We start from the raw sequence: 12622 nt of genomic DNA, 5'->3' as shown, positions 1-12622 counted from the left end.
GGATTGTCTAAACCATCTGCAGCGGCACGCCACCAAAGAACGCAAATGCACGATTATGCGCATCCATCAGCATCTCCTGCGCTTCCCTGAAATAAGCGACGACAAACATCTTGCGGCTGTAACACAAACGAAAATGCGCCACCTTGACGACTTGTTCCCGCCCACCCAGATCAACAACTTCCTGACTCCAGTCAAATTGACAGACTTCACCGGGTTTAAACGCTAAAGGAACAAACGTTTGCCTGGGTGCCGGGGTATCCTTGTTCTCTGCTTTCCACTGCTTTACAAAACGCCGAACGCTGTCATAAGCGCCTGTATAACCTTCAATTATCAAACCTTCATATAATCGCATTGCTGTTCGACGCTGCTTTTGCGGTAGCAATGCCTCTGTTTCCAGCCAACTGGTCAATAACGCTTTAAATTCTCCTAGCTTCGGCGCACATTGCGTTTGACGCCGATATTCCGGTTCAGCCTCCGTCTTTAAATGTTTCCTGACTGTAGGACGGGACAGCCCCAATGAACGGGCAATTGAACTGATTTTTTCTTTACTGACAAAATGTCGCCTTCTGATTTCGGCAATTATATCCATCTCTATCACTCCAAAGTTCTCCAGCAAAATGCCGGTAATTTATCATCTCAGAGTGGAAACTTTTCAACGCCGATTTTCCAGAAAATTCTGGTAAGTTTTACATGCCGATTTACACCTAAAATAGGAAAAACGAGAGGATAACAACCCAAAACGCCTTGAACTGAGCAATAATCAAATTCTTGAACAGAAAAATATCGGGAATCGAACTAATCGTTCCCCGGCTTGGAAAAATTCTCTTTATATAAGGTATTTTTAGAGATGCCCTTAAGAAATAAAGATCGCACTTGACTCCGAGAACTTTATAGAGGCAAGGCATTTTGTCATACCCATTTTTCAAGGAGCGAACCTTGCATACAATCGAAGTTGATTTGTGTACAAACGGCTTGCCGTCCAAAATTCACCCAGATTTTATGGCGAAGTTTTATCAAAAAGATTGCTTTCTACACAGCGATGCCATAAACTGATAATTCTCTGCTAATTATCAGTCTAACTATCATGTTTAAAATGGATGCCATACACCCCGTTTCAGATTTTAGCCGCAAACCTGCCGAGCATATCAAACGGTTAAAAAAGACCGGATTACCTGAAATCTTGACGGTGAACGGTAAAGCTGAAATCGTTATCCAGGATGCCAAAGCCTATGAAAAAATGGTTGAGTTATTAGACTCACTGGAAAAAATAGCGCGTGCAGCCAAATCTCATGACGAAGGCAGGGGTATTCCCGCCAATGAGTTCTTTAAGGAATTTGAAAAGAGGCATGGATTAAAGCGTGATTCGGTACAAGATTAATATCGCGCCAGAAGCAGCAAAAGAAATAGAAGATATTTATCTTTATATTGCCGATGATTCTCCGAATAATGCGGCAAAGTGGTATTTTGCTATCCATGAAAAAATACACGCACTAACAGATTTCCCTGAGAGTTGTCCTGTCGCATATGAAGATCGGTTCTATGATTTCCAGATACGAAATCTTATTTTCGGGAATTACCGTGTCATTTATCGTATACAGGAAGACATTATCCAGATTTTGCATGTCAAGCATACTGCCCAGCAACGAAACCCATTTTAATTGCCACAGTGGAATAATTGGCCATATTAGACACTGCCCTGAATTTGAAACTCGACTCGAAGCTGCTTTTGCCGGAGCTATTCACTGCCACAAGCGGAATGATCATTCTTCTGCGGTTTTAAGGGAAAATGCAATATGAAATAAATATTACAAAAAAAGAATGCAGGCTGTTACTCGATATTCTCTATCTCGGAGATTGGATGTTAATGACACATGATGATCGGGAAATATCTGAAAAGTTCTTCGAGGAAATTAGGCAAATTTAAACGATATGACACAAGCAGTCATGTGCAAGGCAATTGCAAATTCTGCACCAGAATTTAGCATCTTTTTTAAAGGGTAATTTCTCGGGTGACAATACGCTGAATTCACATTCGGCCATTTTCAACCAACTACCATGCTTTGGGGTATATATAAATTCCAATTTTTTCCATCAATCTGTTCGCGATCTCTGGCTCAAAGGCCTTTATACAGCGATGTCCTTGTGTGTATTCAGATTATCCATGCAAGTGTAATCTTCTTGGCATCCGGAAAATTCCGTTCCCGTCAGTAAAAGTCAGGTACAAAATATCTGATTTGATCACTTGGAAAGAAAGTAAAAGAGTGTCCCAATAATTGTTGTCACACTGTTACAATGTAACCCCGGTGTAACCCCCGATATAAAAATGGCTTGCGGAAAAATTTCAAGTCATTGATTATATGGTGCTGTTGCGCGGAATCGAACCGCGGACCTACTGATTACGAAGCATATCTGCAAGATATAGACTTTTATAAATCAAACACTTACAATGCTTGCCACAGCTAAAATCAGTGTCATCCAACCTCAAATAACGGTATTTCAGTCGCGGTCTGACACAAATTTGACACAGTCAATTTTGGAGTGCCCTAAAATATTCACAACTGATGTAACGAGTTGTTGAACCACCATGCAGATATAAAAAATCTGTGCATCAATATTTGGAACGATTAATTAATTCATTAGTCTGACAGCGTTTTTTTTGCAAAGTCTAAAGCTGCCGTACTAATTTTCTGCGTTTGTTCTAATTCTTGGTAAGTTCTTCTGATATTTGTGCTTCTTTCATCAAGGACAATAATGCCTTATTCACCGCTTCTTCGCTTGGAAATGCCTTGGCTACTTCCGGATCAAGTAGAACTATATTATGTGCTTCAGCATATGCCGTGGCATACTTGCCACGAACGCCTTTCCCCAGGTCTTCACGCTTATATTCAGATCTCAATTCATCTTTTATCTTAGCCTTCTTCATAAATTTTTTTCTCTTGCTTTGTCATTAGACGTGCACTGATGATTCGTATCGTTGTATCCAGTTCAGTATGAGACACTACAACATACTTCCCAGTTCGTGTTACTCCGAAAGTCAGCAACCGGTGCTCATCTATGGAATGATCTGGGTCATTGAACGTTAGCGCTAACTTGTCACCAAATACCGTAGCTGCCTCTTGAAACGATACGCCATGTTTCTTGAGATTAATTTCAGCCTTGCTCTTATTCCACTCAAAATCCACAAAAAATTAACTTCCCGCGCTTGAATGATTGCCTAACATCGTAAATAAATAATGTATCGTAATGTGCAGCAATTTTAACTCGTTTTGTTGAGTAGAATCGATTCATTCTTTACAGGTCGTGTTTCATTAGTACTTTATCACGGAACTTCTGTGATAGATCACCCTACGTGTCAGGATACCTTTCGCCTCATTTAAAACTTAAAAACCTGAAGGGCGAAGCGAGAGGATACGATGCAAAAATGTTATTCGAAAGAATTTAAAGATTCAGTAATCAAAAGAATGATGCCGCCCAACCCGGTGTCTGCCCCGCAATTGTGTAAAGAAACCGGCGTATCTGATGTTACGCTTTACAAATGGAGAAAAGAATATCGGAATGGAGGAATCGCAGTGCCGGGAGATCACAGCAAATCGGAGAATTGGACGGCGGAAGATAAATTAGCGGTTGTAATTGAAACGGCTGGCTTGAACAGTGCGCAACTGAGTGAGTATTGCCGCAGCAAAGGTCTTTATCCGGAGCAGGTTCAGCAGTGGAAAACGGCTGCTTTGTCAGGCTATCAACGTAACGCTCAGGTTGAGAAAGAGAAAAGTCGCTGCCGCCATGAAGACAAGAAACAGATAAAACGTCTTGAGTCTGAACTCAAACGTAAGGAAAAAGCGCTGGCAGAAGCAGCTGCGCTATTGGTATTGTCAAAAAAGTGCGAGGCCATCTGGGGAATAAGCGAGGAAGACTAATATCTTCGCAGGATCGCCAGATGGCCATAAAACTGATAGCAGAAGCAGTGGACCAAGGTGTGCGACAGCACCTGGCCTGTGAAGTCGTCAGCATCAGCTGTCGCACGTTACAACACTGGCGGGTTACAGGCACAGAAGATCGTCGGCAGACAATCAGGAAAACGCCCGCTAACAAACTCAGTGAGCAGGAAAGAAAACACATTCTCGCCGTTTGTAACAGCGAAGAATTCTGCAACCGGACACCCAAACAGATTGTGCCTGCATTAGCGGATAAAGCGATTTATCTGGCATCGGAGAGCAGCTTCTATCGTATTTTGCGTGACGCCGGTCAGTTACATCACCGGGGGCGTTCAGCTAATCCAGCCACAATAAAGAAACCGGCAGCTTATATTGCAGATGGGGCCAACCAGGTGTGGTCATGGGACATCACCTACCTGGCCAGCACGCTTAAAGGCGTGTTCTTTTACCTGTATCTGTTTATGGATATTTATAGTCGTAAAATCGTTGGCTGGGAAGTCTATGAGAATGAGTCGTCAGAGCAGGCAGCAGAGGTCTTGCGAAAGGCGCGCCTGACTGAGATATTACCTGCGGGTCATGAGGTCGTATTACATTCCGATAATGGCAGTCCGATGAAAGGTGCAACCATGCTGGCAACAATGCAAAAACTCGGCGTTGTTCCCTCATTCAGCCGTCCATCGGTGAGTAATGACAATCCTTATTCAGAGGCGCTGTTCAGAACCATGAAATATGCGCCAACTTATCCATCAAAACCTTTTGAAAACCTTGATGAAGCACGTCAGTGGGTGCTTCGTTTTGTTGACTGGTATAACGATTGTCATCGCCATAGCGGTATAAAATATGTAACGCCAGCGCAACGCCATAATGGTGAGGATATCACTATTCTGGAACAACGAAAACGCGTGTATGAGAAAGCAAAAAGGAAACATCCGGAACGTTGGTCAGGTAAAACCAGAAACTGGGCACACGAGCCTGTTGTGAAGCTTAATCCCGGTAATGAGCAACCCACCGGAAGTTGCGAGAAAAAAGTTGCTTAAATGATGTATTCAGGCGAAAAGTATGTTGACACCTACCGATCACTTGGTGTTAGTAAATGATTTAAGCGCCCAGTGGGTCTTGTAATTCGATTTCTAATCCCCCAAGATTGAACAGTGTTGTATTGGAAAGAGTGTCAGCCAATAAGAAGAGGGGATTAAAAAAGTATTGATATAACTTAATATTGTCTATTATTGTACCTTCCCGTCTGTTTCATACAAAATACAAGAGATTAATTAAATCCTAATATGGATGAACAACTGCTTTTTACTGCTGCTGTAAATTTTGAAGCTGCCAGGCGAGTTTTGCTTTTGCCAGAGAATCATCGATCACGACGACTCCATGGCCACAGTTTTTTAGCAAAAATTCGCTGCACTTTGCCTGAGAGGGAAACAAATTTTACTGGAAGTAAGGTTGATGAACTTAGAAAAAAACTTGCTGATACCATTTCACCACTTGATTACAGTGAACTTAATTGCGAATTGGAACAACCCACGGACGAAAATCTTGCACGATGGATAAGGTCTCGTATTGACATACAAAGAATTGAAAGTGTTGGCGTTCAAAGTACATTGTATGAAGGAGTCGATCTAGATCTAACGGAGCATGCTCACATTTGGCGTCGCTATATTTTTGAATCAGCGCATCAACTGCCAAATGTTCCAGCAGGCCACAAGTGTGGACGCATGCATGGCCATGGTTTTGAGGTAATCCTCCATGTAAACCAAGATTTGGGGATTCGTGAAATTGGCATTGACTACGATTATCTAGATACTTTATGGGCACCTATTTTTTACCAGTTGGATCATGCATGTCTCAATGACATACCAGGATTGGAGAATCCAACGAGTGAAATCATATCAAGCTGGATTTGGCAACGTATTAAGCCTCTGTTGCCAGAACTTTCATGGATCACCGTTTACGAGACGGCAAGTTGTGGAGCACATTTTGATGGACAAAATTACCGTATTTGGAAAGAAATGACGTTTGATAGCGCTGTTCAGTTCCTTTGTGCTCCCGATGGTGATCGTCGGAGGCGGATTCATGGTCACACGTATACTTTACGTTTACACCTTAATGCACCATTGGACGATGTTATGGGATGGACTATTGATTTTGGTGATGTAAAGGAATTGTTTGATCCGATTTTTAAACAACTGGATCATCACCCGTTGCACGAAATACCAGGACTTATTAGTGCGGATATAACAAACCTGATCCATTGGATTAGGGACCAGACTGTGCCGATTCTACCTCAACTTGATCGTATAGATCTGTACGAAACAAGGGGATGCGGCGCTATATTGAGTTGGGGAAATGATGGCCCAGCCTTGCCTATCTAAATGGCTTATACAATGAAAAATAATTTATATATCCCGAGAGGAGAAATCTCCGATATAGAACGGACAACAGTATTACCTCGGTTCTCTGATTGTGATCTTTATGAGCAAATCAAGTAGGAGATATACTTTTAACGCTTGCACTGGGTGAACTTGTACTTCAAATGAATGTGGGGTTAGTAAACGTATTTTACAACCATGGATTAAAAGTAGATGCTGAAAACAGTGAAGCTTTGCCCGCGCCTGAAGAGATAGACTGGATATACGTAAGTTTAAAGATTGGCGCAAAGCTAGTAATCAGGGATGGACCCGATTAAGAGAAACGCACAAAACAAGTAATTAAGTTTATAAAGCGATTCACAGTGGAGATTTGGCATCTAAGTTAACAAGATTATCAGTATTAGAAAAAGCGCTGGGAGAAAACATTTGTTCTGCATTGTAAAAGGTCTTGAATCTCTTGGGTATGGAAAAGCTATTGAAGTTAAGGGTGATATCTGTAGAGTCGAATACTTTGACTCGCCTGCTCAAACACAAAGAGAAGTTCGAGAAATTAGGAAAGAAATTGTGGTTTCTAAGAAACTTGGCGCTAATACTCGAATATATACAAAGCATAAGTTAACGGGGCAATGGTTAGTGGGTCGCGTTCTACAAGATTTTGGAGATGGTCTTGAAGTCCGATTTACAGATAAAAAGGACATTTTTATTGACTACGAACATGTTTTTGTACGTTGTAGAAAGCCGATTATTGATCCAACTGATTACTTAGCGAATGTAATCACAGAAACTCCTCAGTATGCAGAGGCTAGAAGTGATTTCATGAAATCTTATATTTCTCAGAGAGGAGCGGTCTGGGGAATTTCAGCGTTACTTTCATCTGTTATCGAACTTGAGTCACATCAGATCAACATAATAAGACGTATTCTAAATGATCCATCACAACGATATCTATTGGCCGATGAAGTCGGATTAGGAAAAACTATTGAAGCAGGGGTAATTATTCGCCAAGCAGTATTAGATGACCCTGTGAATCATTTTGTGACTGTACTTGTACCTGCTCCCTTAGTACAGCAATGGCGTCAAGAATTAATACATCGTTTCGGATTAGTTGGCTTCCTCGATATATCAGTTTTTGTCATCCCATTTAATTTATTAGACGAAGTCGAATCGTATTTAAAAAGTACAAATCTACTGGTTATCGATGAAGCTCATCACCTGACTTCTGGAATTGATGAAGATTCGATGCGACTTTATAAATTCATTCAACATCATTCAAGTAGAATTGAACGGATATTGCTTTTATCAGCCACCCCCGTATTGCGGAATGAACGAGGCTTCTTGCGTATGCTGCATCTGCTTGATCCCATTGTCTATAACCTCACCGATGAAGATGGTTTTCGTACAAAGATTCTTCATAGACAAGTACTCGCTGAGGCTGTTGCTTCATTAGACCCACAAAATGTTCTGTATCTAGATTCAATTTTGGATGAATTGGTTGAAAAGTTGCCAAGTGATGAGCAACTTAGTGAACTGGTAGGCGCCTTGAAACAAAAGTTGATTGGTTTGCCTGATGAAAATGATCCTGATCTTATTGAAGCTATTCGTATCTTGCGAGCCCATTTGTCAGAAACCTATCGCCTGCTGCATATTCCGGCCCAACCTGAACAGCTATTCTGGCTCAACGTGAACACGTATTCTGGTCGAATGTGAACAGCCATTCCGGTTGAAGGTGAACATTTTCACTGATTTTCCGGAATAGGCGTTCAACATGACCGGAATTTTTTCAACGCATTGTTTTTATTTAGTTTGCTAAGCTGTCTGCCTTTTGGGAGGCAGACGTTGGCAGCCAGGAGAATAACAATGCGAAATATCAGAGAAGTTTTACGCTTGCGACTGAGCGCCGGGTTGAAGTACCGGCAGATCAGTCAAAGCACGAAAGTAAGTATGGGCAGCATCAAGAAGCTGCTGTCTCGTGCCGACGAACTGGGCCTATCCTGGCCTTTGCCTGATGACCTGGATGATTCCGACTTGGCCCGTCTGTTTTATCCATCGTCTGACACCACGGTATCATCACGATATTTCAAGCCTGATTGGTCAGCCGTTCATCAGGAGCTCAAACGCAAAGGCATGACCAAGCAGTTGCTGTGGGAAGAATATACGGCCGCCCATCCCAACCGTTGCTACAGTTACTCACAATACTGCGACCGTTACCGTCACTGGCTGAAAAAACAAAAGCGTTCCATGCGCCAGACGCACAAAGCCGGTGAAAAATGTTTTGTTGATTATTGCGGGCAAACCGTGCCGGTCATTGATGCGGCCAGTGGTGAAATCCATCAGGCCCAGATTTTTGTCGGCACACTGGGCGCATCAAACTATACCTACGCTGAAGCCACGACTGGACAGACGCTGCCGGAGTGGTTGGCCAGCCAAAGCTGTATGCTGGAATTCTTTGGCGGTCGTCCTGAAATCATTGTGCCCGACAACCTGAAGTCCGGCGTCAGCAAACCTTGCCGCTATGATCCTGATTTAAATCCCAGCTACCAGCAATGGGCGGCTCATTACCAGGTTGCAGTGATTCCGGCACGGCCTTACAAACCCAAGGATAAGGCAAAGGTTGAAGTGGGTGTGCAAATTGTTGAACGCTGGATACTGGCAAAGCTGCGCAGACAAACCTTCTTCAGCCTGGCTGAACTTAATCGTTGTATTGCCAGTCTGCTCGATGATTTAAACCGCAGGCCTTTTAAACAATTGCCCGGCAATCGCCAACAGGCTTTTGAGCAACTCGAAAAGCCAGCCTTGCAACCATTGCCAACAAAGCCTTATACCTATGTCGATATCAAAACCGTCAAGGTCAACATCGATTACCATATTCAGTACCGGCAACACCAATACTCGGTACCACACCAGTATGTCGGCGAACATCTGCAACTGCACGCCAGTGAAACGCTGATCAGCCTGTTCTTTAATGGGCGGCCGATTGCTTCACATCCTCGAGCGCATCGCCCCGGAACCACAACGTTACCGGCACATATGCCAGTCCGGCATCAGAAACACCAGCAATGGACACCGGGACGGTTAAAAAACTGGGCCAAAGATATCGGCAGCGAAGTACTGGCGTGGGTGGATTATCAACTGAGCAGCAAAGCGCACCCCGAGCAGGCCTATCGTGTCTGTCTAGGGCTGCTCAATCTCAGCCGGGAATATCCTTTGGCGCGCCTGGACAAAGCCTGCAAAATCGCCAATGTACAGCGGCTTTATCGGCTCAAACAGATCAAGTCCATCCTGCAAAGCAACCGCGACCGATTGCCACAACAACTGGATATCGATATTCAATTGCCACAGGCCCATGAAAATATCCGTGGCCCCAGGGACTACCATTAACAGGACGGCATCATGACCCATACACAGGCTTTACAACAACTGCGCCAGCTAAAACTCTCTGGCATGGCCGATGCTCTGGTACGCCAATTGGAACAAACCGGCACCTATGACAATCTGCCGTTTACCGAACGCCTGCAACTGCTGCTCGACGAAGAAAACCTCACGCGCACAAACCGCAAGCAAGACCGCTTGGTTCGCCAGGCTCACTTTAAACTCAAAGCCAACGTGCAAGATATCGACTACCAGCATCCGCGTAATATTACCCGGTCACAGATCGCACGATTGGCACAGGCTGACTGGATTGAGAAGGGACAAAACCTATTGATCACCGGCCCTTGTGGTAGCGGCAAAACCTATCTGGCCTGCGCCATCGGACACAATGCTTGTCTGCATGAAATAACTGTTCGATATTATCGCCTGTCGCGTTTATTACTGATGCTGACACAAGCAAAGGCCGATGGTTCTTATCACAAACAACTGAAACTATTGGCGAAACTACAACTGCTGATCATTGATGACTGGGGACTCGAGCCCTTAAAACCAGCGCATCGTAACGATCTGTTGGAAATCATGGATGACCGCCATGGCGCTACATCCACAATACTCATCAGTCAGTTGCCTACCGATCAATGGTATACCGGTATCGGTGACAACACACTTGCCGATGCCATTCTTGATAGATTAATGCATAACGCACACCGACTACAACTGAAAGGAGAATCTATGCGAAAACGAAATAGTTTGTTGACTCAAGATGAACAAATAAAGTAAAAATACAAATCGTCATGCGTTGGAAAAATCTGTGTTCATATTCACCCGGAATGAGTGTTCAACTTCGCCGGAATATGCACCTGCATCGTAGGATCTTAAGAAATAGACGTAAACAGGTAAGAGGGTTAACTCCAAATAGGACAGGAGTTCACACAGTTTTTGTTACAGAAACTCAATTGGAGAGGATAGAATCACTAATAGAACAGTGGCGTGTCGGAGCAACTTTGATGTCCGATCCCGAGCAATATCAAGTGCCAATAGTTGAAAGAATCAATTTTTTTTGGCAATTGATAAGTGCCCTCTTTACTAATCCAGGTGATGTTACTTCAATAACTGAGACGCGCCTGACATCTATTCGTAACACTCCCGAACTTTCATTCGAGGGCGAAAAACAATTACTTCAAGACTTAGCAAGATTGACTGATAGACATCAGTGGTTAAACTGTCGGCTTGATTGCCTTACTCGTGAACTATCGACATTGTTATCAAGTAAGGTAAAAATTGTAATTTTTTGTTCTCATAAAATGACTGCCGATGAGGTATTTGATCGATTAACCAGTGAGTTTAATGACATTATTGTACGGCATGAAGGGGGTATTGTTGATGATGCCGATGTTGATGATGAACAAACATCCTGCGCTAAGTTCATTTTTGATAATTCAACAAGGGTAATTGTTTGTGATCAAGCAGCTGAGGAAGGTATAAATCTCCAAGGTGGAAAAAAAATAATGATTCACTTTGATTTCCCAATTGAACCCAATCGAATTGAACAGCGAATTGGCCGTGTTGATCGATATGGATCAGGTGATGGAATTCAATCACTTGTGTTTCTTGATGAAGGATCAAAATATCAGAAGAATTGGTTGTCATTACTTGATAGTGCACTAGGTGTATTTGATCGGTCTATATCTAGTTTGCAGTATTTGGTTGATGATCAATTGCAGCAGATTAGGAGTGTAATTTTTTCAGAGGGCGTTGAAGCCATCGAATCTTGGGTAACTCAACTAAAAGGGAAAGATGGGATTGTTGAAAAAGAGTTAAAACTCATTGACCAACAAGATGGATTGGATGAGTTGTCTCCGGTAATTGAAAGTGATTTTGAAAGCCTTTTTGATATCGACTCAGAATGGAAAGATATTCGTCGCTCAACGCTTTATTGGGCTTGTGATACATTACGATTTAACCAACTACCTGAATCCAGAAAAAACCTGGAAGAAAGACTAGATCTTCCATTTAGGTTTCAGTATCAAGTCCCAGGTCATGGTGGACAAGCTACTTTGATTCCACTATCGGGTTTTATGGATAGTTTTTTAGGGGGCCTTGATTATGAGGACCATCGTTCGACTCCTTCGCAACCACTAACATTTCCCCATTGTTCGCGACGTTCTTCAGCAGTTAAAACTGGTACCCGATTATTACGATACGGAGATGATTTTATCGAAACCTTAAAATCATTTTCGGACCTTGACGATCGTGGCCGGAGTTTTGCTATGTGGCGGCAGTTTCAAAAAGGTCTAACTAAAATTGAGAGTAGGATGTATTTTTGCTTCGATTTTTTAGTTGAGGGAGAACTTGACGAAGCCAAATCGATTCTTGCATCTGCGCCTATAACATTAACTGATACTGCTCGCGCAGCCATTTCTAGACGGATGGACTCACTTTTTTCTCCAATTATTGTAAAGATATGGATTGATGAGGAAGGTGATGAACCACCAAAAGAGTTTATTGAAAAGTATCTGGAACTGCCGTATGACAAATTTGGAAAAGATGATCATTATATAGATACTAATCTTAAAACATTGAGATTCCTTTCTTTAATGGAAGCTTTGCCTGACACTTTTGCAAATTGGGCAGAACGTTGTGCCCGTATGCGTGACCACGCAAAAGCAATTCTGTTGGCTAGACCAAGTTTGGCTGAAACAAAGAAAATTGCAATCGAACGGGCCCGAATAGAAGACGAGATTCGGGAAGCCCAATTAGCGACCCGTATTCGCATGCTTGATGGCATTGAAGCAGAGTCTGAGCGTAGTCAGTTAGAGCTAGAAACCAAGCTTAACCAGGCACTGTATCAGGGGATTAAGAATCCGATTGTGAAAATAGACGTGGTGGGTGTCGTGATTTTATCCGACAAATCGTTTCCTATGTCAGCTAATTATCCATAGTGAC

The 12622-nt window shown here is 42.9% G+C and carries 11 protein-coding genes and 1 pseudogene; 8 read left to right on the top strand and 4 right to left on the bottom strand.

What is annotated here, in order from left to right; all coding sequences use genetic code 11:
* Positions 1–7: 7 nt before the first annotated feature.
* The gene (gene istA / locus MRK00_00345; protein MDR4515843.1) at positions 8–589 is read right to left on the bottom strand and encodes an IS21 family transposase; all 582 of its coding nucleotides are present in this window, start codon (positions 587–589) and stop codon (positions 8–10) included.
* Positions 590–1084: 495 nt separating this feature from the next.
* On the opposite strand from istA (MRK00_00345), the gene MRK00_00340 reads away from it, so the two are divergent.
* Positions 1085–1378 (top strand): type II toxin-antitoxin system Phd/YefM family antitoxin, encoded by a 294-nt coding sequence (locus MRK00_00340; protein ID MDR4515842.1) that lies wholly within the window; start codon positions 1085–1087, stop codon positions 1376–1378.
* Complete coding sequence (locus MRK00_00335) at positions 1359–1658, top strand: type II toxin-antitoxin system RelE/ParE family toxin (GenBank protein MDR4515841.1); 300 nt, start codon at positions 1359–1361, stop codon at positions 1656–1658. Before MRK00_00340 ends, MRK00_00335 begins: the two co-directional genes overlap by 20 nt.
* A gap of 340 nt (positions 1659–1998) precedes the next feature.
* Here MRK00_00335 and MRK00_00330 read toward each other — a convergent pair.
* From MRK00_00330 to MRK00_00320, 3 genes and pseudogenes are all read right to left on the bottom strand, one after another.
* Positions 1999–2125, bottom strand: a pseudogene (locus MRK00_00330) (IS630 family transposase).
* Between the two features lie 573 nt (positions 2126–2698).
* Positions 2699–2923 carry a hypothetical protein gene (locus MRK00_00325; GenBank protein ID MDR4515840.1) on the bottom strand — a complete coding sequence of 75 codons (225 nt, stop codon included), beginning with the start codon at positions 2921–2923 and terminating at the stop codon, positions 2699–2701.
* The gene (locus MRK00_00320; protein ID MDR4515839.1) at positions 2910–3182 is read right to left on the bottom strand and encodes a BrnT family toxin; all 273 of its coding nucleotides are present in this window, start codon (positions 3180–3182) and stop codon (positions 2910–2912) included. Before MRK00_00320 ends, MRK00_00325 begins: the two co-directional genes overlap by 14 nt.
* Before the next feature lie 231 nt (positions 3183–3413).
* On the opposite strand from MRK00_00320, the gene MRK00_00315 reads away from it, so the two are divergent.
* The 6 genes from MRK00_00315 to MRK00_00290 all read left to right on the top strand — a co-directional run bounded on the left by MRK00_00315 (position 3414) and on the right by MRK00_00290 (position 12618).
* Positions 3414–4969, top strand: a protein-coding gene (locus MRK00_00315) for an IS3 family transposase (GenBank protein ID MDR4515838.1) whose coding sequence is annotated in 2 segments (ribosomal slippage) — positions 3414–3870 and positions 3870–4969 — 1557 coding nt in all. Because the reading frame shifts where the segments join, the coding sequence is not laid out codon by codon here.
* A 246-nt stretch (positions 4970–5215) separates the two neighbouring features.
* Positions 5216–6310 carry a 6-carboxytetrahydropterin synthase gene (locus MRK00_00310; protein ID MDR4515837.1) on the top strand — a complete coding sequence of 365 codons (1095 nt, stop codon included), beginning with the start codon at positions 5216–5218 and terminating at the stop codon, positions 6308–6310.
* A 423-nt stretch (positions 6311–6733) separates the two neighbouring features.
* The gene (locus MRK00_00305) at positions 6734–8014 is read left to right on the top strand and encodes a hypothetical protein (protein MDR4515836.1); all 1281 of its coding nucleotides are present in this window, start codon (positions 6734–6736) and stop codon (positions 8012–8014) included.
* 150 nt (positions 8015–8164) lie between these two features.
* A complete protein-coding gene (gene istA, locus MRK00_00300) occupies positions 8165–9685 on the top strand; it encodes an IS21 family transposase (protein ID MDR4515835.1) in 1521 nt (506 codons plus the stop codon).
* A 12-nt stretch (positions 9686–9697) separates the two neighbouring features.
* Positions 9698–10456 (top strand): IS21-like element helper ATPase IstB, encoded by a 759-nt coding sequence (istB, locus tag MRK00_00295; GenBank protein MDR4515834.1) that lies wholly within the window; start codon positions 9698–9700, stop codon positions 10454–10456.
* A 227-nt stretch (positions 10457–10683) separates the two neighbouring features.
* A complete protein-coding gene (locus MRK00_00290) occupies positions 10684–12618 on the top strand; it encodes an SWF/SNF helicase family protein (GenBank protein ID MDR4515833.1) in 1935 nt (644 codons plus the stop codon).
* Positions 12619–12622 lie beyond the last annotated feature (4 nt).

It is taken from the genome of Nitrosomonas sp. (genome assembly GCA_031316255.1).
In the GTDB taxonomy this organism is placed as follows: Bacteria; Pseudomonadota; Gammaproteobacteria; order Burkholderiales; family Nitrosomonadaceae; genus Nitrosomonas.
The sequence above is the reverse complement of the archived record's forward strand: the minus strand, read 5'-3'. Positions and strand labels throughout refer to the sequence as shown.

Excerpts from the sequence above, each read along its gene's own strand:
- istB (MDR4515834.1), top strand. The coding sequence starts at position 9,698 with ATGACCCATACACAGGCTTTACAACAACTGCGCCAGCTAAAACTCTCT.
- MRK00_00290 (MDR4515833.1), top strand. The coding sequence starts at position 10,684 with ATGTCCGATCCCGAGCAATATCAAGTGCCAATAGTTGAAAGAATCAAT.
- istA (MDR4515835.1), top strand. The coding sequence starts at position 8,165 with ATGCGAAATATCAGAGAAGTTTTACGCTTGCGACTGAGCGCCGGGTTG.
- istA (MDR4515843.1), bottom strand. The coding sequence starts at position 589 with ATGGATATAATTGCCGAAATCAGAAGGCGACATTTTGTCAGTAAAGAA.
- MRK00_00340 (MDR4515842.1), top strand. The coding sequence starts at position 1,085 with ATGTTTAAAATGGATGCCATACACCCCGTTTCAGATTTTAGCCGCAAA.
- MRK00_00325 (MDR4515840.1), bottom strand. The coding sequence starts at position 2,923 with ATGAAGAAGGCTAAGATAAAAGATGAATTGAGATCTGAATATAAGCGT.
- MRK00_00310 (MDR4515837.1), top strand. The coding sequence starts at position 5,216 with ATGGATGAACAACTGCTTTTTACTGCTGCTGTAAATTTTGAAGCTGCC.